General features: G+C 70.9%; 26 protein-coding genes and 1 pseudogene. 16 read left to right on the forward strand and 11 right to left on the reverse strand.

All coding sequences use genetic code 11. The features are described from left to right. The first annotated feature begins 112 nt into the window (after positions 1-112). The 3 genes from ACIRJT_RS02725 (at position 113) to ACIRJT_RS02735 (ending at position 3,582) form a co-directional block, all read left to right on the forward strand. Complete coding sequence (locus ACIRJT_RS02725; protein ID WP_403903533.1) at positions 113-358, forward strand: SCO4848 family membrane protein; 246 nt, start codon at positions 113-115, stop codon at positions 356-358. A 33-nt stretch (positions 359-391) separates the two neighbouring features. Then, entirely contained in the window at positions 392-1,756 is a 1,365-nt protein-coding gene (locus ACIRJT_RS02730; RefSeq protein WP_403904437.1) for a metallophosphoesterase, read from the forward strand. Between the two features lie 272 nt (positions 1,757-2,028). Continuing rightward, positions 2,029-3,582 (forward strand): ABC transporter substrate-binding protein, encoded by a 1,554-nt coding sequence (locus ACIRJT_RS02735; protein WP_403904439.1) that lies wholly within the window; start codon positions 2,029-2,031, stop codon positions 3,580-3,582. 10 nt (positions 3,583-3,592) lie between these two features. On the opposite strand, the gene ACIRJT_RS02740 is transcribed toward ACIRJT_RS02735, so the two are convergent. From ACIRJT_RS02740 to ACIRJT_RS02780, 9 genes are all read right to left on the reverse strand, one after another. Continuing rightward, positions 3,593-4,348, reverse strand: coding sequence for a TetR family transcriptional regulator (locus ACIRJT_RS02740; protein WP_403903536.1), 756 nt, complete (start codon positions 4,346-4,348; stop codon positions 3,593-3,595). A 10-nt stretch (positions 4,349-4,358) separates the two neighbouring features. Then, positions 4,359-4,832: a thiol-disulfide oxidoreductase DCC family protein gene (locus ACIRJT_RS02745; protein ID WP_403903538.1), complete on the reverse strand. Its 474-nt coding sequence runs from the start codon at positions 4,830-4,832 to the stop codon at positions 4,359-4,361. A 5-nt stretch (positions 4,833-4,837) separates the two neighbouring features. Further along, positions 4,838-5,272, reverse strand: a complete 435-nt coding sequence (locus ACIRJT_RS02750) for a hypothetical protein (RefSeq protein WP_403903541.1) — start codon at positions 5,270-5,272, stop codon at positions 4,838-4,840. A gap of 112 nt (positions 5,273-5,384) precedes the next feature. Further along, the gene (locus ACIRJT_RS02755; RefSeq protein ID WP_403903544.1) at positions 5,385-5,987 is read right to left on the reverse strand and encodes a hypothetical protein; all 603 of its coding nucleotides are present in this window, start codon (positions 5,985-5,987) and stop codon (positions 5,385-5,387) included. 140 nt (positions 5,988-6,127) lie between these two features. Continuing rightward, complete coding sequence (locus tag ACIRJT_RS02760) at positions 6,128-6,904, reverse strand: succinate dehydrogenase iron-sulfur subunit (protein WP_215110459.1); 777 nt, start codon at positions 6,902-6,904, stop codon at positions 6,128-6,130. Continuing rightward, positions 6,904-8,658: a succinate dehydrogenase flavoprotein subunit gene (gene sdhA / locus ACIRJT_RS02765; protein ID WP_403903547.1), complete on the reverse strand. Its 1,755-nt coding sequence runs from the start codon at positions 8,656-8,658 to the stop codon at positions 6,904-6,906. The genes ACIRJT_RS02760 and sdhA overlap by 1 nt, the downstream gene beginning before the upstream one ends. 30 nt (positions 8,659-8,688) lie before the next feature. Continuing rightward, entirely contained in the window at positions 8,689-9,171 is a 483-nt protein-coding gene (locus ACIRJT_RS02770) for a succinate dehydrogenase hydrophobic membrane anchor subunit (RefSeq protein WP_093690555.1), read from the reverse strand. Between the two features lie 5 nt (positions 9,172-9,176). Beyond that, positions 9,177-9,557, reverse strand: coding sequence for a succinate dehydrogenase, cytochrome b556 subunit (gene sdhC / locus ACIRJT_RS02775; RefSeq protein WP_355871581.1), 381 nt, complete (start codon positions 9,555-9,557; stop codon positions 9,177-9,179). Positions 9,558-9,723: 166 nt separating this feature from the next. Then, entirely contained in the window at positions 9,724-10,293 is a 570-nt protein-coding gene (locus ACIRJT_RS02780; protein WP_403903551.1) for a 2-oxo-4-hydroxy-4-carboxy-5-ureidoimidazoline decarboxylase, read from the reverse strand. A 461-nt stretch (positions 10,294-10,754) separates the two neighbouring features. Here ACIRJT_RS02780 and ACIRJT_RS02785 point away from each other — a divergent pair, with 461 nt between their 5' ends. The 3 genes from ACIRJT_RS02785 (at position 10,755) to ACIRJT_RS02795 (ending at position 14,042) form a co-directional block, all read left to right on the forward strand. Continuing rightward, positions 10,755-12,365, forward strand: coding sequence for a family 20 glycosylhydrolase (locus ACIRJT_RS02785; RefSeq protein WP_403903553.1), 1,611 nt, complete (start codon positions 10,755-10,757; stop codon positions 12,363-12,365). A 140-nt stretch (positions 12,366-12,505) separates the two neighbouring features. Further along, positions 12,506-13,351, forward strand: coding sequence for a DUF4328 domain-containing protein (locus tag ACIRJT_RS02790; protein WP_403904441.1), 846 nt, complete (start codon positions 12,506-12,508; stop codon positions 13,349-13,351). A 112-nt stretch (positions 13,352-13,463) separates the two neighbouring features. Then, complete coding sequence (locus ACIRJT_RS02795; RefSeq protein ID WP_403903555.1) at positions 13,464-14,042, forward strand: hypothetical protein; 579 nt, start codon at positions 13,464-13,466, stop codon at positions 14,040-14,042. 60 nt (positions 14,043-14,102) lie between these two features. Here ACIRJT_RS02795 and ACIRJT_RS02800 read toward each other — a convergent pair whose 3' ends face one another. Beyond that, positions 14,103-14,615 (reverse strand): universal stress protein, encoded by a 513-nt coding sequence (locus ACIRJT_RS02800; RefSeq protein ID WP_403903558.1) that lies wholly within the window; start codon positions 14,613-14,615, stop codon positions 14,103-14,105. 229 nt (positions 14,616-14,844) lie between these two features. On the opposite strand from ACIRJT_RS02800, the gene ACIRJT_RS02805 reads away from it, so the two are divergent. The 10 genes and pseudogenes from ACIRJT_RS02805 to ACIRJT_RS02850 all read left to right on the forward strand — a co-directional run bounded on the left by ACIRJT_RS02805 (position 14,845) and on the right by ACIRJT_RS02850 (position 24,145). Continuing rightward, a complete protein-coding gene (locus ACIRJT_RS02805; protein WP_403903561.1) occupies positions 14,845-15,180 on the forward strand; it encodes an SAV_915 family protein in 336 nt (111 codons plus the stop codon). 38 nt (positions 15,181-15,218) lie between these two features. Beyond that, positions 15,219-16,553 carry a diaminopimelate decarboxylase gene (lysA, locus tag ACIRJT_RS02810; protein ID WP_403903564.1) on the forward strand — a complete coding sequence of 445 codons (1,335 nt, stop codon included), beginning with the start codon at positions 15,219-15,221 and terminating at the stop codon, positions 16,551-16,553. Positions 16,554-16,707: 154 nt separating this feature from the next. Then, on the forward strand, positions 16,708-16,860 hold the full coding sequence (locus ACIRJT_RS02815) for a hypothetical protein (RefSeq protein WP_403903567.1): 153 nt from the start codon (positions 16,708-16,710) through the stop codon (positions 16,858-16,860). Beyond that, positions 16,857-16,946, forward strand: coding sequence for a K(+)-transporting ATPase subunit F (gene kdpF / locus ACIRJT_RS02820; RefSeq protein WP_018955984.1), 90 nt, complete (start codon positions 16,857-16,859; stop codon positions 16,944-16,946). Before ACIRJT_RS02815 ends, kdpF begins: the two co-directional genes overlap by 4 nt. Positions 16,947-16,954: 8 nt before the next feature. Next, positions 16,955-18,619, forward strand: coding sequence for a potassium-transporting ATPase subunit KdpA (gene kdpA / locus ACIRJT_RS02825; RefSeq protein ID WP_403903570.1), 1,665 nt, complete (start codon positions 16,955-16,957; stop codon positions 18,617-18,619). Next, entirely contained in the window at positions 18,616-20,724 is a 2,109-nt protein-coding gene (gene kdpB / locus ACIRJT_RS02830) for a potassium-transporting ATPase subunit KdpB (protein ID WP_403903573.1), read from the forward strand. The genes kdpA and kdpB overlap by 4 nt, the downstream gene beginning before the upstream one ends. A 6-nt stretch (positions 20,725-20,730) precedes the next feature. Beyond that, positions 20,731-21,402 (forward strand): potassium-transporting ATPase subunit C, encoded by a 672-nt coding sequence (locus tag ACIRJT_RS02835; protein WP_403903575.1) that lies wholly within the window; start codon positions 20,731-20,733, stop codon positions 21,400-21,402. Between the two features lie 67 nt (positions 21,403-21,469). Continuing rightward, positions 21,470-21,832: pseudogene (locus tag ACIRJT_RS02840) on the forward strand (histidine kinase); the annotation flags it as partial. Positions 21,833-22,154: 322 nt separating this feature from the next. Beyond that, on the forward strand, positions 22,155-23,000 hold the full coding sequence (locus tag ACIRJT_RS02845; protein WP_403903578.1) for an RNA polymerase sigma factor: 846 nt from the start codon (positions 22,155-22,157) through the stop codon (positions 22,998-23,000). Then, entirely contained in the window at positions 23,000-24,145 is a 1,146-nt protein-coding gene (locus tag ACIRJT_RS02850; protein WP_403903581.1) for a hypothetical protein, read from the forward strand. Before ACIRJT_RS02845 ends, ACIRJT_RS02850 begins: the two co-directional genes overlap by 1 nt. Before the next feature lie 383 nt (positions 24,146-24,528). On the opposite strand, the gene ACIRJT_RS02855 is transcribed toward ACIRJT_RS02850, so the two are convergent. Then, positions 24,529-25,623: a L,D-transpeptidase family protein gene (locus ACIRJT_RS02855; protein WP_403903584.1), complete on the reverse strand. Its 1,095-nt coding sequence runs from the start codon at positions 25,621-25,623 to the stop codon at positions 24,529-24,531. Between the last annotated feature and the right edge of the window lie 227 nt (positions 25,624-25,850).

Consider the following 25,850-nt stretch of genomic DNA (forward strand, 5'->3'; position numbering starts at 1 on the left):
AGGTGTGGATGCGGACCCGGACCGGCTGACCCGCCGCAGGGAACGCCGGGACGGCCCCGTTCGGACGCCACCCCGGAGGAGGGGGCCGGGAGGCGGCGGCGATACTGGACCCATGAAGCTCAGCCGCCGCGTGTCCTGGTTCCTGCTCGCGTTCGGGGTGTGGAGCTGGTTCATCTGGATCACTTTCGTCAAGAACCTGTGGCAGGACGGCAGCGGGCTCGCCTTCGACGACGCGGGCGAGCCGACCGGGTACTTCTGGGTGCACCTGCTGCTCGCCGTCACGTCCTTGTCTCTGGGGACGGCGGTCGGCGTGATCGGGTTGCGCGGAGTGAGAGCTTTGCGCGACGACCGCGCATGACGACGGGAACATGGGGAAGCTCGGATGGCAGCAGTGGTCTTCGCTCTGGTGGGGCTCGTGGTGCTGGCGCTGCTCGGCGCCGTGCACCGGTATCTGTGGCGCCGGTTCGTCGGTGACACGACGGCGCCGGGCAGCCCGCTGCGCCGGGCGGGCACCGTCGCGGCCTTCGTCCTGCCGCTGCTGAGCGTCGGCGCCATGACGTCCGGCCGGGTGGGAGCGCCCTTCTGGCTCCAGCAGGTGCTGGCCTGGCCGGGCTTCCTGTGGCTTGCCTGCCTGCTCTACCTGACGCTGGCGCTGCTCGTGGGCGAGGTCGTACGTCCCCTTCTCCTGCGGGTCCTCGCCCGGCGCGACGGAAGGCCGGACACGGCGGAAAGCGGAACGGCTCCCGGCGCTCTCGCCGACGTCCCGGGCGAGACCCGTCCGCGTACCGAAGAGCTGGTCCCGTCCCGCTCGGGCAGCGCCCCCGCCGGCTCGGAGGCCGTGGCGCGTACGGCCCCGGAGCCCGTGACGGAACCGGAAGCGGAACCCGCTTACGAAGCCCCGGACGCCACTGCCGCCACCCTCGCCCCCGGCCCCTCCCGGCGGCTCTTCGTCTCCCGGGTCGTCGGCGGCGCCGCGGCCGCCGCCGGACTCGCCACCGTCGGCTACGGCACGTACGGCGTGCTGCGCGGACCCAGCGTCCGACGGATCACCGTGCCGCTGGCCAGACTGCCCCGCGCCGCCCACGGCTTTCGCATCGCCGTGGTCAGCGACATCCACATCGGGCCGATCCTCGGCCGCGCCCACACCCGCCGGATCGTCGACACGATCAACGCGACCTCGCCCGACCTGGTCGCCGTCGTCGGCGACCTCGTCGACGGGTCCGTCGCGGACCTGGGTTCCGCCGCCGAACCGCTGGCCGCCCTGCGCGCCCGGCACGGCAGCTACTTCGTCACCGGCAACCACGAGTACTTCTCCGGCGCCGAGCAGTGGGTCGACCACGTCCGTGAACTGGGCCTGGTCCCGCTGGAGAACGCCCGGGTCGAGATCGAGGGCTTCGACCTCGCCGGCGTCAACGACATCGCGGGCGAGACCGAGGGCCAGGGCCCCGACTTCGCCCGTGCGCTGGGCGACCGGGACCGCGGCCGGGCCGCCGTCCTCCTCGCCCACCAGCCCGTCGTCATCCACGACGCCGTCGAGCACGGTGTCGACCTCCAGCTCTCCGGCCACACCCACGGCGGACAGCTCTGGCCCGGCAACCTCCTCGCCGGGCTGGCCAACCCCACCGTCGCCGGGCTCGAACGCTACGGCGACACCCAGCTCTTCGTCTCGCGCGGCGCGGGCGCCTGGGGCCCGCCGGTCCGGGTGGGCGCCCCCTCCGACATCACCGTCGTGGAGCTGGCCTCCCGTCAGGCCTAGTTACGTTGCGGGTGCGACGGTCCGGGAGCCCCGGAATCCGCGTCATGAAATCCACACCGAAGAGTCACCGTCAGCTACGGAAACTCGCAGGTAGGAGGCGCGAAACAGCCTTTTCGGACAGAGGTTCGGGCGCGTGTCCAATAAAAGGCTGTGAGTACCCCATTTACTCTTCCAGATGTGAAAATCGTGTGATTGGGTAAGCGCGAACATGCGGCGATGTGCGCGTCACAAACGCGACCGCCGAGGTGGGGCTGGTAAGGGAGAGCACGGCAATGCGGTCGGTCCGGGTACGGATTCTCGCGATTCTCGCGGTATTGGTGATAGCGGGCGTCGGTGCCTGGCAACTGCTCCCGTCGGGGGAGGCGAAGTCCGATGCGATCACTGTCGGGACATCGGACGTCGTCACCTCGCTCGACCCGGCCGGTGCGTACGACGCGGGTTCCTGGGCGATCTACAGCAACATCTACCAGTCGCTGCTGACCTTCAAGCCCGGTGCGGTCACACCGGAACCGGACGCCGCCGAGAGCTGCGGATTCGTCGGGCAGAAGCTCCAGACGTACCAGTGCAAGCTCCGCGACGACCTGACCTTCTCCAACGGCCGCAAGATCACCGCCGAGGACGTCAAGCACTCCTTCGACCGGATCTTCACGATCAAGTCGGACGTCGGTCCCGCGGGTCTCTTCCCCACGCTCGACTCGGTCTCGACCGAGGGCCGCACGATCACGTTCAACCTGTCCGGCAAGGACGCGACCTTCCCGCAGAAGATCGCCACCGGCGCGGCCGCGATCGTCGACCCGACCGCCTACCCGAAGGACAAGCTCCGCGAGGGCAACCAGGTCGACGGCTCCGGACCGTACGTCCTCAAGTCGTACACGTCGGGGAACAGCGCCGAGCTGGTGCCGAACCTGAAGTACAAGGGCGCGCTCAAGAAGACCGGTGAGGCGGTGAACATCCGCTACTTCAAGACCTCCGAGGAGCTTCAGACGTCCTGGGACGCCGGCGACGTGGACGTCGCCCACCGTCAGCTGCCGTCCGAGACGCTCGCCGAACTGAACGTGAACGATCCGGACGTGCGGGTCACCGAGGCGGCCAGTGCCGAGATCCGCAACATCATCTTCAACGTCCGCGCGGAGTCGCCGTTCGCGGACAAGAAGGTCCGCCAGGCCGTCGCCGCACTCCTCGACCGGGGCCCTCTGGTCCGGAAGGTCTACCAGGGCACGGTCGACCCGCTGTACTCGCTGATCCCCACCGGCTACATCGGGCACAGCACGCCCTTCTTCGACGCCTACCCCTCCTCCGACCCGAAGCGTGCCGCGCAACTGCTGGAGCAGGCCGGGGTGGAGACGCCGGTCTCCGTCAAGTTCGCCTACCGCGAGGGCGACATGTACACCAAGGAGACCGCCGAGCTGCGGCGTCAGATGGAGAAGGACGGGCTGTTCAAGGTCTCGGTCGAGGCCGTGGAGTGGACGAAGTACCAGAAGGGGTACGCGGCCGGTAAGTACGAGATGTACACCGTCGGCTGGTTCCCCGACTTCCCGGACCCCGACACCTTCGGCCAGCCGCTCGTCGGCACCGGGAACGTCCTGCACAGCGGCTACTCCAGCAAGAAGATGGACCAGCTGATCGCCGCCACGCAGCAGTTCAGCGACCGCAGCCGGACCTCGAACGACTTCAAGGACATGCAGTCGCTGGTCGGCGAGGACGTCCCCCTGCTGCCGCTGTGGCAGAAGAAGGACTACGTCGTCGCCAAGTCCGAGGTCGCCGGCTCCCAGTACCTCTCCGACGGCACCGGCACCTGGCGCCTGTGGGAACTCAGCTGGATCTGATCCGAACGGATCAGTCGCCCGGCCGGGCCTCGGGGGTGTTCCGCCCCTGGGGCCCGGCCGTCGCCGTACCCGGCAGGAACTCCACCAGCAGCGCGTGGATCTGCCGCACCAGGGGTCGCAGCACCCGGAACCGGGAGAGGGCGATGGCCCGTGCGGCGATCGGCGCGGTGCGCTCGACCAGCCTGCGGCTGCGCTCGGCGCTCTCGCTGCGGTCGTACACCCAGAACAGCACCAGCCCCATCTGCATCAGCCACATCAACTGCGGCAGCAGCGGCGCCAGTTCCGGGTCGCTCTTGACGTCCGCCCCGGCGATGCAGCGCTCGTGGATGGAGATCGCCGCGTCGCGGGCGGCCACCGAGTCCTCGGAGAACGGGGAGAGCGGGCTGTCCGGATCGGCGGCGTTCTTGAAGAACTGGGCGGCGAAGCGGTGGTACGGCTCCGCCACGTCCAGCCAGCCGAGCAGCACGCCCCTGATGCGTACGGTCAGATCCCCGTCGCCCTCCAGCACGGGCCGGACCGCCGCCGCGTGTTCGTCGGCGATCCGGTCGTAGAAGCCCTGGACCAGGTGCTCCTTCGAGGAGAAGTAGTAGTAGGCGTTCCCGACCGAGACGCCCGCCTCCTGGGCGATGGCCCGCATGGTCGTCCGGTCGTAGCCGCGCTCCGCGAAGAGCCGGAGCGCCGTTTCGAGAATCAGCGTGCGGGTCTGCTCGCTCTTCGCGGCCTTGGCCGGCTTGTTCGCCTGCGCGTTCTTCTCTTCCTTCACCACGGGGCCAAGGTTATCGGGGACCCCACGGTGCTCCGGCCGGGGCGGCGCACTCACGGGCCCCGGGTGCGCAGGGCGGAAGGGCCAGGGAGCGGTAGCGGGCGGCGGCCAGGACGGTGCCCCGGGCGAAGGGGCGCCCCGCCGGGGTGGTCAGCCAGTGGGCTCTGGAACGGTACTTGGCCGGCGCCCACAGGCAGACGATCCAGGCGGAGGCCTCCCGGTAGACCTGGCCCAGGTCGCCGACGACGGTGATCTCCGCCGCCGTCGCCGCGTGGTCCAGCTCCGGGAACCGCCGCCGCGCCTCGGCCGACCCGGCCGGTACGAGGTCGAGCGGTACGAGCTGCCGCTGCCGCTGGAGCCAGTGCCGCAGGTGGACGCAGAGCGGACAGTGCGCGTCGTAGAGCACGGTGAGCCGGTGTACGGGCGCGGGCCGGGCCGCGGCGTACGAGGCCGGTCCCGGCGACGCCGCGGGCGCGGATCCGGTCACCGGGCTCACCGCCCCGGCGCGGGCGCTGCCCACGGGCCCCGGTCGCCCGGGTGCGTCCAGCCGTGCGGCGGCACGGGCGGGGTCTGTTCGCGCTCCAGGGCGCTGCGGCGGCGGATGCGGCTGAGCACCCACACATTGCCCAGGTGCATGACGCCGAGCACCAGCAGGACCACGCCCACCTTCACCGAGAGGGCCTCGAACAGCTCGCGGGTGTCGGCGACCCCGTCGGCGTGTCTCAGGTAGAGCGTGACGAACCCGAGGTTGACCAGATAGAAGCCGACCACCAGCAGGTGGTTGACGGCGTCGGCGAGCTTCTCGTTCCCGTGCAGCACGTCGGCGAGGAAGATCCGCCCGTTGCGGCTGAGGGTGCGCGCGACCCAGACGGTGAGCGCCACGGTGATCAGCAGGTAGAGGACGTACGCGACAACAGTGAGGTCCATGCCCCACCCTCCCTTGAACGCGTTCAAAAATGCTTCCGGGCATAACGATAGACCCCTTCTTGAACATGTTCAAGAAGGGGTCCTGGGGGAGGTGGGCAGAGCGCCCCGGGCGTCAGGCGCTCATGGAGCGGGCCTGGTTGAGCTGGCCCATGACCGCCGGGAAGGTGTACGGGCCCATGGCCGGGATCATCGTCGCGTGGTGCCGGCCACCGCTGGTGACCGTGACCTGGACGAAACCGGTGGTCCGCTTCTCCTTCATCAGCAGGAACAGCAGACCGATCAGGCAGAACAGCGCGAAGACGATCGCCAGCACGACCGCGTGCGTCGGGATCTTCTCCTCCGTGCGCGACATGTCCGTGGCCGTCCAGACCGCGCCCCTGAGCGGCATCGACCCGGACGGGGTGACGATCGCGTCGCTCATCACGGTGATGTCGCCGATCGACAGCATCGGCACGCCGCCCTGGCCGGGCGCTCCCTGCGGCACCGGGAGGTACTGCCCGGGCATCGTCGGCTGCGCCGCGCCGGGGTACCCGTAACCGGGGCCGGGCTGGGCGGCGGAATCCGGCAGCGGCTGCGGATAGCCGTACGCGGGCGGGGCGCCCGCCGCCGGGTAGCCGTACCCCTGGCCGTCGGCGACGGTGGGCTGGTGGCCCGGCTGCTGCTGGGGCGGGCCCCACTTGTACGCGTCGTCCGCGTACGGATTCGGCTCGCTCACGACGATCCCCGTTCTCTTCGGTCTTCAGCTCCGCTGAACCGTACCGCCCGTGCGGCCCCGGCGCAGCAACAGGCCCCGCCCCCGGCAGGGTCGAGACTGCGGGGACGGGGCCTGTCGACGTAACGGGTGCTGCGGGAGGGTCAGAAGCGACGCGTGATGAGCGCGCGCTTCACCTCCTGGATCGCCTTGGTGACCTCGATGCCACGCGGGCAGGCGTCCGTGCAGTTGAACGTGGTGCGGCAACGCCACACGCCGTCACGGTCGTTGAGGATCTCCAGCCGCTGCTCGCCGGCCTCGTCGCGCGAGTCGAAGATGAAGCGGTGCGCGGCGACGATCGCCGCCGGGCCGAAGTACTGGCCGTCGTTCCAGAACACCGGGCACGAGGACGTGCACGCGGCGCACAGGATGCACTTGGTGGTGTCGTCGAACCGCTCGCGGTCCTCGGCGGACTGCAGACGCTCACGGGTCGGCTCGTTCCCCTTGGTGACGAGGAAGGGCATGACGTCGCGGAACGCCTGGAAGAACGGGTCCATGTCGACCACGAGGTCCTTGAGGACCGTGAGGCCCTTGATGGCCTCGACCGTGATCGGCTTGTCCGGGTTGATGTCCTTGATCAGCGTCTTGCAGGCGAGCCTGTTCTTGCCGTTGATCCGCATCGCGTCGGAGCCGCAGATGCCGTGCGCGCAGGAACGGCGGAACGTCAGGGTTCCGTCGAGCTCCCACTTGATCTTGTGAAGGGCGTCGAGGACACGCTCCTTCGGGTCGATCTCGATCTGGAAGTCCTGCCACTGGACCTCGTCGGAGACCTCCGGGTTGAAGCGGCGGATCCGGAACGTGGCGGTGATGAACGGGGAGTCGGCGAAGCCGGCCTCGGGCTTCGCGGTCCCGTCGGTCTTGTCCAGGGTCGGGGTAGCCATCAGTACTTACGCTCCATCGGCTGGTAGCGGGTCGTCACGACCGGCTTGTAGTCGAGCCGGATCGACTCGGCGCCGTCGGCGGCCACCTCGCGGTACGCCATGGTGTGGCGCATGAAGTTGACGTCGTCGCGGTTCGGGTAGTCCTCGCGGTAGTGACCGCCGCGGGACTCCTTGCGGGCGAGCGCGGAGACCGCCATGACCTCGGCCAGGTCGAGCAGGTTGCCCAGCTCGATGGCCTCCAGCAGGTCGGTGTTGAACCGCTTGCCCTTGTCCTGGATGGACACGTTGAGATACCGCTCGCGCAGCTCGGCGATCTTGTCGACCGCCGTCTTGATCGTCTGCTCGGTGCGGAACACCATCACGTTGGCGTCCATGCACTCCTGGAGCTCCAGGCGCAGGGTCGCGACACGCTCGGTGCCGGTGGAGCTCCGCAGCCGCTCGACCTGGTCGGCGACCAGCTGGGCGGGGTTCTCGGGCAGCTCGACGAAGTCGGTCTTCACCGCGTACTCGGCGGCGGCGATGCCCGAGCGCTTCCCGAAGACGTTGATGTCGAGCAGCGAGTTGGTGCCGAGGCGGTTGGCGCCGTGCACGGAGACGCAGGCGACCTCGCCGGCGGCGTACAGGCCCGGGACGACGGTGGTGTTGTCGGCCAGCACCTCGCCCTCGACGTTGGTCGGGATGCCGCCCATGGCGTAGTGCGCGGTCGGCTGGATCGGGATCGGGTCCGTGTAGGGCTCGATGCCGAGGTACGTCCGCGCGAACTCGGTGATGTCCGGGAGCTTGGCGTCCAGCTGCTCCGGCGGCAGGTGCGTCAGGTCCAGGTAGACGTGGTCACCGGCCGGACCGCAGCCGCGGCCCTCACGGATCTCCGTGTAGATGGAGCGCGAGACGACGTCACGGGACGCGAGGTCCTTCATGACCGGCGCGTACTTCTCCATGAAGCGCTCGCCGTCCTTGTTGCGGAGGATGCCGCCCTCACCGCGGGCGCCCTCCGTCAGCAGGATGCCCATGCGCCAGATGCCCGTCGGGTGGAACTGGAAGAACTCCATGTCCTCCAGCGGCAGGCCGCGCCGGTAGCAGGCGGCCTGGCCGTCACCGGTCAACGTGTGGGCGTTGGAGGTCACCTTGAAGAACTTGCCGGTGCCGCCGGAGGCGTAGATGACCGACTTCGCCTGGAAGACGTGGATCTCGCCGGTCGCCAGCTCGTACGCGACGACGCCGGAGGACTTCTTGACCCCGTCGACCTCGGTGATCAGCTGGTCCAGGACGTAGAACTCGTTGAAGAACTCCACACCCTCCTTGACGCAGTTCTGGTACAGCGTCTGGAGGATCATGTGGCCGGTGCGGTCCGCGGCGTAGCAGGACCGGCGGACCGGGGCCTCACCGTGGCTGCGGGTGTGACCGCCGAAGCGGCGCTGGTCGATGCGGCCCTCGGGCGTCCGGTTGAACGGCAGGCCCATCTTCTCCAGGTCGAGGACGGCGTCGATGGCCTCCTTCGCCAGGATCTCGGCGGCGTCCTGGTCGACCAGGTAGTCACCGCCCTTGACCGTGTCGAAGGTGTGCCACTCCCAGTTGTCCTCCTCCACGTTGGCGAGCGCGGCGGCCATGCCGCCCTGCGCCGCACCGGTGTGGGAGCGGGTGGGGTAGAGCTTCGTCAGCACGGCGGTACGGCTGCGCTTGGTCGACTCGATGGCCGCGCGCATGCCGGCGCCGCCGGCGCCGACGATGACGGTGTCGTACTTGTGGATCTGCATGGTTTTCCTCTGGTCCCTCTGTCCCGGCGCCTAGCGGATGTTCGGGTCGAAGGTGAAGATCACCAGCGTGCCCAGCAGGACGGTGAACACCGTGGCGGTGTACAGGAGCATCTTCAGCCAGAAGCGGGTGTTGTCCCGTTCGGCGTAGTCGTTGATGACCGTACGCAGGCCGTTGCCGCCGTGGAGCATGGCGAGCCACAGCATGATGAGGTCCCAGGCCTGCCAGAACGGCGAGGCCCAGCGGCCCGCCACGAAGGCGAAGCCGATCTTGGAGACGCCGCCGTCGAGCACCAGCTGGATCAGCAGGTGGCCGATGACGAGGACGACCAGGACGACGCCCGAGAGGCGCATGAAGAGCCACGCGTACATCTCGAAGTTGCCGCGCGAAGCCTTGGGTGTCTTGCCCGTGCGCTTGCGCGGGGGCTCGATCACCGGGGCCGGGTGGTCGACGTCGTACAGGCTCACGCCCTCGACATCGCCGATCGCGGCTGCGGAAGAGGTCTCGCTGGACATGGGCGTCAGCTCCCGAACATCTCGCGTACGGCGTGACCGAGGACGGGGTACAGGGCCCCGACCATCAGCACGATCCAGATGCCCACCACGGTCCAGAGCATCTGCTTCTGCAAGCGCGGGCCCTTGGCCCAGAAGTCCACGGCGATGATCCGGAGACCGTTGAGCGCGTGGAAGAGAATCGCGGCCACGAGGCCGTATTCGAGGAACGCGACAGGCCACGTCTTGTAGGTGGCCACGACGTCGTCGTAGGCCTCCGGGGAGACGCGGACGAGTGCGGTGTCCAGGACATGTACGAACAGGAAGAAGAAAATGAGGACACCGGTGACTCGATGAGCCACCCACGACCACATGCCTTCCCGGCCGCGGTACAGCGTTCCAGCCGGCACGGAAGAACCCTCCGGGAGCGGGGATTGGGGTCGGCCGGCTTGACTGTCGGTCTGACCCGGCCGGGTACGGTCCACCGGCCCCGGCCATCGTAGCGACGCATTGTCGGTTCGCGTTCGCCGGGGCCTCTGGTGTGATCAAAGTGGCAATCAAACAGGCACGTACGGGCTAGAGCGACCCCTGCCGCAAGGGGTCCGGCGTCACCAGCTCGACGATCCGGCTCCGGGCGAGTCGCCGCAGCTCCTCGGCGGTCACGGCCCGCTCCTCGTCCGTGTCGTGCGCCAGCCGGACCCGGATCCCGGCCAGCACCTGGTCCACGTGCTGGGAGGGCTGACAGGCGTCCAGGCAGATGACGAAGGCATGGCCGAACCGGCTCTCGTACGCCGCGTGCGCGGCCCGCAGCGCCAGATGGGCGGCGCGCGGCGCGTCGTGGTGCAGGCAGGGGGCCGGCTCCGAGGCCAGGGCCTCCGCGATGTCCCGGGGCGCGAGGTCGTAGCCCGCCTCGTCGGACGCGGCCAGTAGAGCGCCGAGATCCGGGTAGGGGCGGTGGGCGGCCATCCGGTGGGCCCAGCGGAGACTGCCGCAGCACTCCAGGAAGGCCGCTTCGGCGGCGGCGAAGGGCAGGTTGTTGAAATGGGCCAGGCCGACGGCATGATCGACCGGCGCGGCGCCGGTGGGCGGCGCTCCCGGGCCTCCCGGGCCGTCGGCCGGAACCGGGTGGTGCGGCTGCGCGGGCACGGTCGGACGGCCGGCCGGGGGCGCGGGTCGCTTCGGCAGGCCGGCGGGGGACTCGCTGGACCTGGACAGCGTGGACTCCTCGTCATCAACGACAGCTATGACTCCGTGGCCCCGAAAGGAACCCTCTGCCCTGGGAAGACAGACCAGGACGTACCGAGGTTGCCCGGCGTGGGAGTGAGTTCCGCCGGGGCGGGAGTGAAGGGAGGGACGAATGTGCCGCAACGCTAGCGAGATCGGTCGGCGGCCGTCCGGAGGACCGCAGAAGAATCACCCGAACGGGAGGGTTTCGGAACCGGTGATGGACGTCTGACCTGCGTCGACCGGGGTTCTGTCCGGTTCCGGATAGCCCCCGATGGGCGAGGCCCCGGCAAAAATGCCAACCTTGCACCCTATTCACCCGTTTCCTCGCCTATTCACCCTTTTCAACCGTCCCTGCCCCCTTCAACGGAGGAATCTGTCCGATGTCGCCCACGCGTGGTGCCCTCGTCACCGGCGCGGCTGTCACGGCCGCGGCCGCCGTCGCCCTCACCGTCGTCGTCTGGCCGGAGGGGTCCGGCGGCGGATCGTCCGGCGACACGGCGTCGCCCTCCGGCACCTCCGCCGAGGCCGTCGCCCCGTCGCCCTCCCGCAGCTATCCGATGTCCAGCACACCGAGCACGATCCCCGCGGTGCGCGAGCACACCCCGGCCCGGGGCCCCGGCTGGCAGCCGGGCAAGGACAGCACCGTCGTCATCGCCAAGGGCAGCGGGGTGCTCGCCGACGAGGCGGAGCTGCTCGCCAAGGAGTTGAAGATCCGCTACCGGGGCGCCGAGCCGGCGCGGACCGGAGACGTCGAGCTGGCGCTCGGCGACAAGGACGCGGGCCCCACCGAGTCGTACACGCTCACCGTGCGCGACCGGAAGGCGAAGATCACCGGACCCGACGAGTCGGGCGTCTTCTACGGCACCCGCACCCTGAAGCAGTCGGTCAAGGCGGACGGCACGCTCCCCGAGGGCGTCGTCAACGACCGGCCGGACCGCCCGCAGCGCGGACTCAACCTCGACATCGCGCGCAAGCACTACAGCGCGGAGTGGATAGAGGACCGCATACGTGAGATGGGCGACCTCAAGCTCAACCAGCTCGGCCTGCACTTCTCCGACGACCAGGCCTTCCGGATCGAGTCGAAGTCGCACCCCGAGGTGGTCTCCGACGAGGCCCTCACCCAGGACGAGGTCCGCCGCATCGTCGCCCTCGCCAACAGCCGGCACATCGAGGTCGTCCCCGAGATCGACTCGCCCGGACACCTCGGGGCGGTGCTGGCCGCCCACCCCGACCTCCAGCTGCGCAACACCGCGGGCGTCGAGTCGAAGGGCTCCATCGACATCTCGAAGCCGGGCGCGGCCAAGCTGATCGACGAACTCCTCGACGAGTACACCGAGCTGTTCCCCGGGCGCTTCTGGCACCTGGGCGCGGACGAGTACCAGGCGCTGACCGTCCAGAACCCGGCCGCCTCCTATCCGCAGCTCCAGCGCGCGGCGGAGGAGAAGCACGGCGCCGGAGCCTCGATCGAGGACCTGGCCACCGGCTGGCTGAACGACCGCGCGGCCGTCGTCGTCCCGAAGGGCCGGACCGCCAAGGCCTGGAACGACGGGCTCTTCCGGGACACGAAGGTCAAGGCCGACGAGAACATCGAGATCGAGTACTGGACCGGCAAGGAGATCGGCGCCCGCCCGCCGCAGGAGTACCTCGCCGCGGGCTACAAGATGCTGAACCTCAACGACGAGTTCCTCTACTACGTGCTCGGCGAGCCCAACGACTTCGTCTACCCGACCGGCGAGCGGATCTACGAGCAGTGGACCCCGCTGGTGCTTCGCGGCACCGAACCCGTGGCCGAGCGCTACTCGAAGCAGATCCTCGGCGGCCGGTTCGCCGTCTGGGGCGACCTGGCGAACGCACAGACCACCCAGCAGGTGGCGGACGGCATCCGGATGCCGCTCGTGGCGACCTCCCAGAAGCTGTGGGACCCGCGGAAGCCCGCGCTGAGCTGGGCGCGTTTCCAGGAACTGGCGGAGCGGACCGGCAGCGCGGGGTGAGGCGAGGGGCGTTACCCGGCCGCGCGTGAGCCCGTGGACAGCGACACCGTCCACGGGCTACGGTCCGCCGACCGCGCGCTTCTGGGGAGGGACGCGAGGTCACACCGATGGCCCGTCCTTGGGGGGACTTTTTCATGTCCATGCTCTGTACTCGTTGTCGCATCAGAACGGCCGTGACCGACGAGGGGCTGTGCACCTTCTGCTCGGGCACCCGGCCGCCGATGCCCGGCGGCCCGACGGCCCCGGTCGTCGCGGACGCGCCCCTTCCCGGACCCGTGCCCGGAGGCTGGGGCGCCGGCACCTGGCCGCGTTCGCCGGTCGGTCTGTCGCGGGCGGTGATCGCCCTGCTGGGCTGCGTCATCGCGAGCGACCTGTTCGTCATCGGCGCCGGTCTGCACCTGCGCGGCCTGTGGGAGGGGCTGGCGGCGGACGAGTCCCTCAACATCTACTCCGGGCCGGGCCTGCGGGCGCAGGAGCTGTACGACCTCGCCGGGACGGTCCAGACGGCGGCGTTCCTGGCCACCGGCGTCCTCTTCGTCATCTGGTTCCATCGCACCCGCCGGAACGCCGAGGTCTTCGAGTTCCGCGTGCAGCGGATGGGACCGGGCTGGGCGGTGGGCGGCTGGTTCGTCCCGGTCGCCAACCTCTGGTTCCCCTACCGCGTCGCCAGCGGCATCTGGGAGGCGAGCGTCCTGCCCCACCCCGACGGCAGTTGGCGCACGGCTCCCAAAACGGTGCTGAACCTGTGGTGGGGCGGCTGGATCGTCTCCGTCCTCGCCTCCCGGATCGCCGTGAGCCAGTGGAACCGGGGCCGGGAGCCGGAGGAGATCGCCGACGCGGCGGCCCTCGTCGCGGCCGCCGACGCGCTGGACCTGGTGGCGGCGGTGCTCGCCGTCCTCTTCGTGCGTGCGGTGACCCGGATGCAGGTGGAGCGCGCCGCGCACCGCCTGGCTCCCGCCCCGGCGGTCCCGGGTGCTCACCGGTGACGGGCGCACGGGCGGGCGCCCGCCGCGACGATCACCTCGTAGTGACGATCACCCCCGTAGTGACGATTTCCAGCCATTCGGCGCAGTATCCGGTAGACCGAGGGAGACGTCGATGAGTCTGCTGGAACTGATCGAACGAGCCGACGAGCGAGCACTGGCCGCCGGTGCGCTGGCATGCCTTGACCGATGTCTGCCGCTGCTCGCCGGGCCGGAGACGGAGCCTCTGCGCCCGCTCTGGGCGAGCTGCGAGAACGGGCAGGATTGGGACATCCGGCTCGCGGCGGTGCGGACGGGGATGGAGCACGCGTCCGTCCCCGACGGTCCGGCCGCGCTCGTGCGGACCATGCTCGGCGCCGCCCCCTCCGACTTCGCCGCCGGACCACTGCGGGAGTGGGCGGACGCCTGTTCGCTGGTCGCGCTCCGGATCCACGGGCGGCTCGACACCCCGGCCGGGGACGTGGCGCCGGACGAGGAGCAGCTGCTCAAGGCGGCCCGCGGCGGCGAACCGGCCGCCGTGGGCCCGCTGGTCGCCGGGGAGCTGGAACGGCAGGTCCGCATCCTGGAGATCCTGGCGGAGACCACCGGCACGGCGGGCAGCGGCGCCGGACTCCGCAAGGCACTGGACCTGTCCACGGAGGGCCGCCGGGTCCTGCGCGCGGTGATGTCACGACGGGCCCGCGGCCTGGGCTGACCGGGCCGCGCCTCACGAGGAGGCGGTCGAGACGAGGAGGCGGTCGAGGGCGCGCACCGCTCAGCGCTCTCGCTCCCCGGTCATGGGCGGCAGGGTCCAGGAACCGCCGTGTGCGGCGGCGAGTTCGGCTTCCAGCGGGTTCGGGGGGACCGTGAGAACGGGGCAGGCCGCGTGCGTCAGGCAGTAGCGGGCCACCGACGGGCGCAGCGCCGGCAGCCATCCGCCACGTGAACCCGCGCCCACGACCAGGAGGCCGTCAGCCGACCCGGCCGCCTCGACGAGGACCGCCCCGGGCTCGCCGCGCACGGCGAGCCCGGACAGGGCGACGCCCGGCCTCCTGACGGCGAACGCACCGTCAAGGACGGTGCGCAGGTTTTCGACAGCGGCCTCCCGGCACTCCCGGAGCACGGCGGTGCCGTAGGTGGCGCGGCCGCCCAGTCCGCCGCCGGGCAACTGCCAGGCCAGCACGGCGTACAGCTCCGCGTTGCGTTCCCGCGCCTCGGCGGCGGCCCGGTGCAGGGCTGCCAGGCTCCCCGGGGAGCCGCTCACGCCGACCACGATTCTCTGCCGCACCGTCCGGCCTCCCGACTCGTCCTGTTCCGGAGTTCCTGTTCCGGAGTTCCTGTTCGGAGTTCCATTGAAGGACGGGCGAGGGGCGGTGAGCGTCAGCGATCCGTATGAACCGGTCGACGCCCGTCAATATCGCGTCAGGCGAGCGGGCCCTCCGTGCCGGGGCGGGCATAGCTTCGGCGTCATGCGGCCCGACGGCGGCCGCGTCACGGCTCCATCCGGAGGAAACCCCATGTGCCTCTTCTCGTACGACGACGACCCCGACCCCGATGAACAGGCCCGGGCCGGGCTCCTGTACGTGCCCGTCCGGCCGGAAGCCGCCGGCCCCGCGCTGCGGATGTTCCGTACTCCGCTGGGCGAGCGCACGGCCGTCGGCTTCACCGGCCTCGCCCTGCTGACCGCGACGCTCGGCGCCGGCCAGCCCGCGATCAGGCTCGCCGAGCCCGCCCTGCGCTCCCTGACGGAGCCTCTCGGCGTCGACCGGCTCGTCGTCGACCCGGTTCTCTCCGCCCCGGCCGTCACCGCCGTACGGGCGGGCGCGGCCGAAGAGCCCGCGCGCGCCCTGTGACCCGCGCTTCGTCACACGCCTTCCGAGGAGACGCCGCCATGTCAGCTCCCGTTCTCACCGAGCCCCCGGCCGGACTGGACGATCTGTCCGTCTTCCCTGCATCCGCCGTCCGGCTCCCGCACGGCGACCTGAGCGTCGGAGGGGTCTCGCTCGCCGACCTCGCCGACCGGTTCGGCACCCCCGCGTACGTCCTGGACGAGGACGAGGTGCGGTCACGCTGCCGGACCTACCGGGCCGCCTTTCCCGAAGCCCAGGTGCTGTACGCGGCCAAGGCGTTCCTGTCCCGGGCGATGGCACGGTGGATCGACGAGGAGGGGCTGGGGCTGGACGTCTGTTCCGTGGGCGAACTCGAACTCGCCCACGCCGCCGGGTTCCCGCCGGAGCGGATGGTGCTCCACGGCAACGCGAAGACACCGCGCGACATCGAGACGGCGCTACGGCTCGGAGTCGGGCGGATCGTTGTCGACAGCCCTTCGGAGATCGCCCGGATCGCCGCGCTGACCGGCCCCGCCGGGCGGCGACGCGTCATGGTGCGGGTGGTGCCCGGTGTAGCGGCGGGCGGCCACGAGAAGATCCGTACCGGTACCGACGGCCAGAAGTTCGGCCTGTCCCTCACCGATGGATCCGCCCAGCACGCCATCGCCCGGGTGCTCGGTCAGCCGCAGCTCGAACTGACCGGCCTGCACTGTCACATCGGCTCCCAGATCACCGACGTCAAGCCGTATCTCGTGGCCGTGCGGCGCATGGTCGGACTGATGGCCCGGATCAAGGACAGCCACGGCGTCACGTTCCCCGAGCTCGACATGGGGGGCGGGCACGGGGTCGCCCACCGGCCCGGGGAGGCCGCCCTCGACCCGACCGCCCTCGCGCGCCGTCTGGGCGCGGAACTCGCCACCGGTTGCGCGGCGGCGGGCCTGCCCGTGCCGAGGCTGGCCATCGAACCGGGCCGGGCGATCGTGGCCCCGGCCGGGGTGGCGCTCTACCGCGTCCTCTCCGTCAAGCACACCGGCCCGAACACGTTCGTGGCCGTCGACGGGGGCATGAGCGACAACCCCCGGCCCGCCCTGTACGGGGCCCGCTACGCGCCCCGCCTGATCGGCCGCGCCGCCACCGCCGGACCGGTCGCGGCCACGGTGGTGGGCCGGCACTGCGAGGCCGGCGACATCCTCGCGAACGACGTCCTCCTGCCTGCCGACATCCGCACCGGCGACCTGCTCGCGGTGCCCGTGGCAGGGGCCTACCAGGTCTCCATGGCCTCCGCCTACAACCTCGTCGGCCGGCCGCCGGTCGTCGCGGTGCACGAAGGCACGGCCCGCCTGCTGATACGGCGCGAGACGCAGGAGGACCTCCTGCGGCGCGACATCGGCGGCTGAGCGCTGTCCCGTCGGCACGCGGCCGGTACCCGGAAAGGCTCGCGGCAGCGTGCCGAACGGAACGACCGGGCCGCGGCCCGGTCGGCCGTGTCAGATCGGCGTCAAGGGTTCCCCGGTATTCGTATGGACCTCGTCAAGGTGGCTTATCGCCGGGATGAAGTCGGGGTTTGCTCGTATTGGCCGAACGGCCGATTCCCTTCCTCACGTCAATCAGGAGCTCGCGATGGCCGACCTGGCCTTCGTCGCCACCACGATCGCGGTATTCGCGCTGGTGGCTCTTATCGCCCGGGGGGTGACCAAGCTGTGACCGTCGAAAATGTCGTCGGCCTCGTCGTGGCCGTGTCCCTGCTCGGATATCTCATCCTCGCTCTCCTTTACCCGGAGAGGTTCTGAGTAAGGAAATGAGTTCCCAGGTCGCTGGTCTGCTCCAGCTCATAGCCCTGATCGCCGCCCTCGCCCTCGCGTACCGCCCGCTGGGCGACTACATGGCCAGGGTCTACTCCTCCGAGAAGAACTACCGGCCGGAGAAGTGGATATACAAGGCCATCGGCGCCAACCCGGCCGCCGAGATGCGCTGGCCCGCCTATCTGCGCGGAGTGCTCGCCTTCTCCGCGGTGAGCGTTCTCTTCCTGTACCTGATGCAACGGGTGCAGGGCTCACTGCCCGGTTCACCGGCCTTCTCCTCGATCGACCCGGACCAGGCGTTCAACACCGCCGCGTCCTTCGTCGCCAACACCAACTGGCAGTCGTACTCCGGCGAACAGGCCATGGGCCACGTCGTGCAGACCGGCGGCCTCGCCGTGCAGAACTTCCTGTCCGCCGCGGTCGGCATGGCCGTGGCGGTGGCACTCGTACGCGGCTTCGCCCGGTCGCGTACCGGTGAACTCGGCAACTTCTGGGCCGACCTGGTGCGCGGAACCGTCCGCATCCTGATCCCGATCTCGGTGATCGGCGCGATCGTCCTGGTCGCCTGCGGGGCGATCCAGAACTTCTCCGGCATCCACCGGGTCGGACAGTTCATGGGCGGTACGCAGGAGTGGAACGGCGGCGCGGTCGCCTCCCAGGAAGTCATCAAGGAGCTGGGCACCAACGGCGGCGGCTACTTCAACGCCAACTCCGCCCACCCCTTCGAGAACCCCAACCCCCTGTCGAACCTGTTCGAGGTCTTCCTCATCCTGCTGATCCCGTTCGCGCTGACGCGGACCTTCGGCCGGATGGTCGGATCGCTGAAGCAGGGGTACGCGATCCTCGGGGCGATGGCCATCATCTGGATCGGCTTCACGGTGCTGATGATGTGGACCGAATTCGCCCACCGCGGACCGGCCTTCGAGATCGCGGGCGGGGCCATGGAGGGCAAGGAGAACCGCTTCGGGATCGCCGGCTCGTCGATCTTCGCGGTCGCCACGACGCTGACCTCGACCGGCGCGGTGAACTCCTTCCACTCCTCGTACACCGGCTTCGGCGGCGGCATCACCATGCTCGGCATGCAGCTCGGCGAGATCGCTCCCGGCGGTGTCGGCTCCGGCCTCTACGGCATGCTGATCATGGCGATCATCGCGGTGTTCATCGCCGGGCTGATGGTCGGACGCACCCCGGAGTACCTCGGCAAGAAGATCGGCACCGGCCAGATCAAGCTCGCGGCCTGCTACATCCTCGTCACCCCGGCCCTCGTGCTCGGCTTCACCGCCGTCGCCATGGCCCTGCCGACCCCCGCCGACTCGATGACGAACTCGGGTGCGCACGGCTTCTCCGAGATCCTGTACGCCTACACCTCCGGCGCCAACAACAACGGCTCCGCCTTCGCCGGGCTGGGCGCCGACACCCAGTGGTTCAACACGACCATCGGCATCGCGATGCTGCTCGGCCGGTTCCTCCCGATGGTGTTCGTCCTGGCCCTGGCCGGCTCGCTCGCCGAGCAGAAGCCGGTGCCCGAGACCGCGGGCACGCTGCGCACCGACAAGCCCCTCTACACGGGGCTGCTCGTCGGCACGATCCTCATCATCACCGGACTCACCTACTTCCCGGCCCTGGCGCTGGGTCCGCTTGCCGAAGGGCTCGCCTCATGAGCACCGTCACCCCCACTCGCGCTCCGCACGGAGACATACCGCCGGCCGCCGGCCACGGGGCCGCCAACCGGGTCGGCAGCGGGCTGTTCGACCCCCAGCAGTTGCTGAAGTCGTTCCCGGACGCGCTGCGCAAGCTCGATCCGCGCGTGATGGTCAAGTCGCCCGTGATGTTCGTCGTGCTGGTCGGCTCGGTGGTCACCACCCTGCTGGCGCTCACCGACCCGACCGACCGGTTCGGCTGGGCGATCACCGGCTGGCTCTGGCTGACCACGGTCTTCGCCAACCTCGCCGAGGCGGTCGCCGAAGGCCGGGGCAAGGCCCAGGCCGACACCCTGCGCAAGGCCAGGACCGGCACCGTCGCCCGCCGGGTCATCGGTCCCCACGAGGAGCGGGTCGCGGGGACGGACCTGCGCATCGGGGACCTGGTGGTCTGCGAGGCCGGAGACGTCATCCCCGGCGACGGGGACGTGGTCGAGGGTGTCGCCTCCGTCGACGAATCCGCGATCACCGGCGAATCGGCTCCGGTCATCCGCGAGTCCGGCGGCGACCGCAGCGCGGTGACCGGCGGTACGAAGGTGCTGTCCGACCGCGTCGTCATCAGGATCACGACGAAGCCCGGCGAGACCTTCATCGACCGCATGATCAACCTGGTGGAGGGCGCCTCCCGGCAGAAGACGCCCAACGAGATCGCCCTGAACATCCTGCTGGCGTCCCTCACGATCGTCTTCCTGCTGGCCGTGGTCACCCTGAAGCCCTTCGCGATCTACGCCGGCGCGGACGACCAGACGTCGCTGATCGTGCTCGCCGCGCTGCTGGTGTGCCTGATCCCCACCACGATCGGGGCCCTGCTGTCGGCGATCGGCATCGCGGGCATGGACCGCCTGGTGCAGCGCAACGTCCTGGCCATGTCGGGGCGCGCGGTCGAGGCGGCGGGCGACGTGTCCACCCTGCTGCTCGACAAGACCGGAACCATCACCCTGGGCAACCGGCAGGCCGCCGAGTTCCTCGCGGTCCGGGGCGTCACCGAGGGCACGCTGGCGGACGCCGCGCAGCTCTCCTCGCTCGCCGACGAGACCCCGGAGGGCCGGTCGATCGTCGTGCTCGCCAAGGAGAAGTACGGGCTGCGGGAGCGCACCCAGGGGGAGCTGACGGACGCCGCGTGGGTGGAGTTCACCGCGCAGACCCGGATGTCGGGCGTCGACCTGGACGGGCGGAAGGTCCGCAAGGGCGCGACCGGTTCCGTCATCGCGTGGGTGAGGGAGCACAACGGCAGTGTCTCCGAGGACGCGGAGGCGCTCACGGACCGGATTTCCCAGGCTGGTGGCACGCCGCTGCTGGTGGCTGTGGAAGACGCTGACGGCGCTCGGGTCCTCGGGGTCGTCCACCTGAAGGACGTGGTGAAGGAGGGGATGCGGGAGCGGTTCGACGAGTTGCGGCGCATGGGCATCCGTACGGTCATGATCACGGGTGACAACCCGCTGACCGCGAAGGCGATCGCCGAGGAGGCGGGGGTCGACGACTTCCTGGCCGAGGCGACGCCCGAGGACAAGATGGCCCTCATCAAGCGGGAGCAGGCGGGGGGCAAACTCGTCGCGATGACCGGCGACGGCACCAACGACGCACCCGCCCTGGCCCAGGCCGACGTCGGCGTCGCGATGAACACCGGAACCTCGGCCGCCAAGGAGGCCGGGAACATGGTGGACCTCGACTCCAACCCCACCAAACTCATCGAGATCGTCGAGATCGGCAAACAACTCCTCATCACCCGGGGAGCCCTGACCACCTTCTCCATCGCCAACGACGTGGCGAAGTACTTCGCGATCATCCCCGCCATGTTCGCCGTGGCGTACCCGTCGCTGGACGAGCTCAACGTCATGGGGCTCGCCTCACCCGAGTCCGCGATCCTGTCCGCGGTCATCTTCAACGCCCTGATCATCGTCGCGCTGGTGCCCCTGGCCCTCAAGGGCGTGCGCTACCGGCCCGCCGGCGCCGACCGGATGCTCCGCCGCAACCTGGGCGTCTACGGACTCGGCGGCATCGTCGCCCCGTTCATCGGCATCAAGATCATCGACATGCTCCTCTCCCTCATTCCCGGAATCGGCTGATCCGCCATGACCAACAACTCCGTCAGCAGCACCGTGCGCGTGCTCGGGGCCGGACTCCGCGCCCTGCTCGTCCTCACCCTGGTCTGCGGGGTCCTCTACCCGCTCGCCGTCACCGGCGTCGCCCAGGCCCTGTTCAATGACAGGGCCAACGGTTCCGAGATCAAGGACGGGAGCGGCCGGGTCGTCGGCTCCTCCCTCATCGGACAGCGGTACGACCTCCCGATCGAGGACGGCGAGGAGTCACCCGCCCCGGACCTGAAGTGGTTCCAGCCGCGCCCCTCCAACGGGCTCGGCAGCAACAGCGTCAACACGCGGTACTCCCTGATCCTCTCCGGAGCCACCAACCGATCCGGTGACAACGAGGAACTGATCCAGTGGGTGACCGACGCCAAGGTGGCCGTGGTCAAGGACAACTCCACCTCCACGTACAAGGTGAAGCCCGCGGACGTGCCCGCCGACGCCGTCACCTCCTCCGGCTCCGGCCTGGACCCCGACATCTCACCCGCGTACGCCGAACTCCAGGTCCACCGGGTAGCCGAGCGGAACAGCCTCGACGTCAAGGAGGTCGAGGGCCTCGTCGCCGACCACACCAGCGGCCGGCTGCTCGGCTTCATGGGGGAGCCCCGGGTGAACGTCCTGGAGCTGAACACCGCGCTCAGGAACCTGACCCAGGGTTGATGGAACCGCTTCGGACACCGGACACCGGTGGGGTACGGAACCTGCGCACCCCACCGGTGTCCGGTCGGCCCTGCTGGAGAGGGTCCGCGAGACCTTCGCCATGGACTCCGTCGCCCTCCTGGAGCGGACGGCCGAGGTCGAGCCCTGGTCCTGTACGGCGGCTGTCGGCGCCCGCCCCGTCGAACGTCCCGGGGACGCCGACGTCGACATACCCGTGGGGGAGAACCCGGCGCTGGTCCTGAGCGGCCGGGCGCTGCCCGCCGAGGACCGCCGGGTCCTGGGAGCCTTCGCCGCCCAGGCAGCGGTGGCGCTGGACCGCCGGCGCCCGGCCGACCGGGCCGAGGAGGCGCGCACTTTCGCCGAGGGCAACCGCTTCCGCACCGCCCTCCTCGCCGCCGTCAGCCACGACCTGCGCGCCCAATACGCGGCGCGTTGGTCACGCCGTTGGTCACGGAGGAGGTAGGCGGCCCACAGAGCGCCAGGTCGAGCGAGCACGTGTTGGAGCGACGACCGGGGCCGCCACCCCCCACAGGAGAGGCCCCGGCCGTCTTCCACGGGGTCGCAGCACGACCCCGTACTCATCTCAGCGCCATGACTGCGTTTTCTGTCACACCGGAGGACGGGGCGGCGAATTGTTGCGGGTTGTACAAGTCATGGACGTGGCCCCCGCCGAGCACGTAGCGTGCTGGTTCGCGCAGGGTTGCGCAGCAGTTGACCAGCTGCGATCGAGGACGGCAGAGCGGGTTGAGGGAGTGCTGGGGGACGACGCGGAGCTGACTGCCGCGGTGCTCGCGGCACAGGACGGGGACGAGGACGCCTTCCGTGCTGTGTACCGCGCGGTGCAGCCAAGGTTGTTGGGCTACATACGGACGCTGGTCGGGGAGCCGGACGCCGAGGACGTGGCGTCCGAGGCGTGGCTGCAGATCGCGCGCGACCTCGACCGTTTCAGCGGTGACGCCGACCGGTTCCGGGGCTGGGCCGCGCGGATCGCGCGCAACCGCTCGCTGGACCACCTGCGGATGCGCAGCCGCCGCCCCGCGATCGGCGGCGACGAGACCGAGCTGACCACGCGGGCCGCCGAGTCCGACACCGCGGGCGACGCCATCGAGGCGCTGGACACCGACCGCACCATGTCCCTCATCGCCCAGCTGCCGCAGGACCAGGCCGAGGCCGTCGTGCTCCGGGTGGTCGTCGGGCTCGACGCGAAGAGCGCGGCGCAGACCCTGGGCAAGCGGCCCGGTGCCGTACGCACCGCCGCCCACCGCGGCCTCAAGCGACTGGCCGAACTCCTCGGCGCGGAGCATCCCGGGACGAACCGGGCCGACGGCGGGTTCCCCGCGGACGGCGCCTCCTCGGACGGCACCCCTGCCCTGGCTTCTGCCCCTGCCCTGGCTCCGGCCCCGGCCCCGGTTCCTGTTCCGGCTCCGGACCAGGACCCGGCTCAGGGCGCCGACGGCGGCGCTGGACAGGAGACGGGCGGTGGCGCCGGGCTCGGTGCCGTGCCCGCGCAGCGCCCCGGGCGGGGCGGTCCGGCCGCGCCCGCCGGAGTCACTCCCGGTGTGACGCATTTGCGACCGTGGACGCAGAAGGACATGTGATGGCCGACGAGCACTACGAGTGGCTTGACAAGGACGCGGCGGAGAGATTGCTCCGCGGCGAACCGGTCGTCCCCGTCGGCGACGAGGCCCGCACCGACGCCATCCGGCTCGCCGAAGCGCTCGGCGCCGCTCGTGCGGAGCTGCGGCCTCCGGCAGGTGAACTCCCCGGCGAGGACGCGGTCCTGGCCGCGTTCCGGCAGGCCGGCCACGGCAACGGCGTGGACCGGCTCGCCGGCCGTGCCGCGGGCGCCGCCGTCCCCGGCCGGCCCGGTCTGCTGCACGCCGTCCACATCGGTGCCGCCCCCGACGCCCCGGCCCGCCGCCCGCGCTGGAGCCGACCGGTCCGCTTCGGCCTGGTCGCCTCGCTGGCGGGATGCGCGCTCGGCGGGGTGGCGGTCGCCGCCGGCACGGGCGTGTTCACCGGAGCCTTCGGCGGACAGGGCTCGCCCACGCCCGCCACCTCCGTATCGGCCGCCGTGACCCCGGGGCCGCTGATCTCCGGCGGGGCCGCCGAGGACCCGCCGTCCCCGGCGGACCCGTCCTCGCCCGACGAGCCGGAGGAACACTCCTCGCCCGCCACCCGGGAGTCCGACGGGCCCGAGGAGCCCGACGGCGCGCGAACCGGCGACACCGGCCAGGAGCCCGGCGGGGACCGCCCGGGCAGCCCGCACCAGCCGGGCGGCGAGGGTCGCGAGGAGATGTCCGGGGGCGGTGACGGCCAGGACGAACGGCCCGGCGGCTCGGGCGACGACACGGAGTCCGGCAACTGGTACGAGCAGTCCGTCAAGGCCTGCAAGGCCTTCCGCGACGGGACTCTGGACGACCGGAGCCGACAGCGGCTGATCCGCTTCGCGAAGGGCGAGAAGAACCTGGAGCGCTTCTGCGACCGCCTCCTCGACGAGGACGGCGGAAGTGGCGGCAGTGGCGGAAACGGTGGGAACGGCGGCTCCGGTGGCGGTGGGGACGACGACGATGACGACGACGATCAGAGCGGGCCGGGCAACGGCAACGGCGGCTCGCTGCCGCCCGTCTCCTTCCACCCCGTACCGCGCTCCGGCATGGCCCCGGAGGCGAAGGCAGGGACGGACACCGGGGCCCCGCCGCTCCCGAAGACCTCCGACGAGGCCTCCGCACTCGCCCGCTGACGGTCCGGCTCGGGCCTGCTGACGGGTCGGCTCTCCTATGGATGGCCAGAACCGCCTGCTGATGACCTGAACCGCCCGCTGGTGACCTGAACCGCCCGCTGGTGAGCTGAACCTCTCGCTGACCTGCGGTTCCAGGCTCCCCGTGCGCGGCCCGGGCGGTCAGGTGTGACGTTTTTCGGAGGCCGGGCGCAGTAGAGAGTGAGCCGACTGGTCATCGGCCGCGCAATGAGCCGGGGTTCCCCCCGTACCTTCGGCTCAGCGCATCGGCGCGGGCGGGACACGTTCCCCCGGTCCCGCCCGCGCCCTCTCCTCCCTCGCCCGCCGGCCCGCCGTACGCCGGATCAGCGGCAGGCGGCGGCAGGCAGCGGACCATCCGTTCCGGATCACCAGGAGACGACGACCTTGTCGCCGTTCTTCACCTGGTCGAACAGGGCCGCGACCTTCTTCTTGTCCCGCACGTTGACGCAGCCGTGCGAGGCGCCGCCGTATCCGTTGGCCGCGAAGTCGGCGGAGTAGTGGACCGCCTGGCCGCCGCTGAAGAACAGGGCGTACGGCATCGGGGTGTCGTAGAGCGTCGACACGTGGTCCCGGGACTTCCAGAACACCTCGAACACGCCCTCCCGGGTGGGCGTGTACTCCGAGCCGAACCGCACGTCCATCGCGGAGACGACCTTGCCGTCGTTCATCCACGCCAGGGTCCGGCTCTTCTTGCTGATGCACAGGACCCGGCCCTTCAGACACCGTTCGTCCGGCGCGGCCACCGGCCGCTCGGTCGGCGGGTCCAGCTCGGCGGCCGTCGGCACCCGGGTCATGGCCAGCAGCCGCTGCCAGGTGACCGTGTCGGTGCTTCCGGTGACCGGCAGCCCCCGCTTGGCCTGAAAGGACCGTACGGAGTCGGCGGTGACGGAGCCGTAGTAGCCGGTGGGATTGCGCCCGAAGTGGCCGATCTGGCGGAGCCGGGCCTGGAGTTCCCGCACCTGGTCGCTCTCGGCCCCCGTACGCATCAGGACGCGCGGCGGCGGTGCGGTGCTCGGCTCCGGCCGGGCCGTCGTCGGGGCCGGGGCGGCGGTGGACGCCGGCGGGCTGGGCGGCGGTGCGGTGCTGGGCTTCGCGTCCTCGGTCACGGGGGCCGGGGCGGTGAGGAAGGGGCTCGGGGTCGGCGCGGCGGCCTGCGTGGCCCGCACCGGCGGCGGCACGTCCTGCGCCCCTTCGGCGGTCCCGGGCTCGCATCCCGTCGCGAGGGCGGCCAGCGCGACGAGGGAAGCGGCGGCGACACGACGCCCCTGGCCCCTGCCGCCCGCACGCCGCCCGGCGTCCGCACCAGGCCACTGCTGCGGCCCCGGTCCCTGCCCCGGTCCAGGTCCCGGCCCCTGCCGCGGTCCAGGCCCCGGTCCCTGCCCCGGTGTCGCTTCAGTGGCCCGCGCCCCGCACGTGTCCCTCGCTCCCCGGCCGCCCCACCCGCTGTCCGTGCCCGTCATGCCCGGTCCCCCCGACTCGCCCGCCTGCCCGGTGCCTCCGGTACGGAATTCCCGTACGGCCCGGTCCCCGAATACTCCGCCGGACGCAAGGCGCGCGTCCAGCCCCCCGAGGGGGCGCACGGTGGATCATGGCTGGGTCCGGACTGCCGGGCCCGCCCCTCTCCCGCGCGGCGCCGGAGCACCGATACCGCCTGGTGAAGCCCCCTGGACGACACCCCGTACGGGCG

This window comes from Streptomyces sp. NPDC102283 (assembly GCF_044766265.1).
GTDB lineage: Bacteria > Actinomycetota > Actinomycetes > Streptomycetales > Streptomycetaceae > Streptomyces.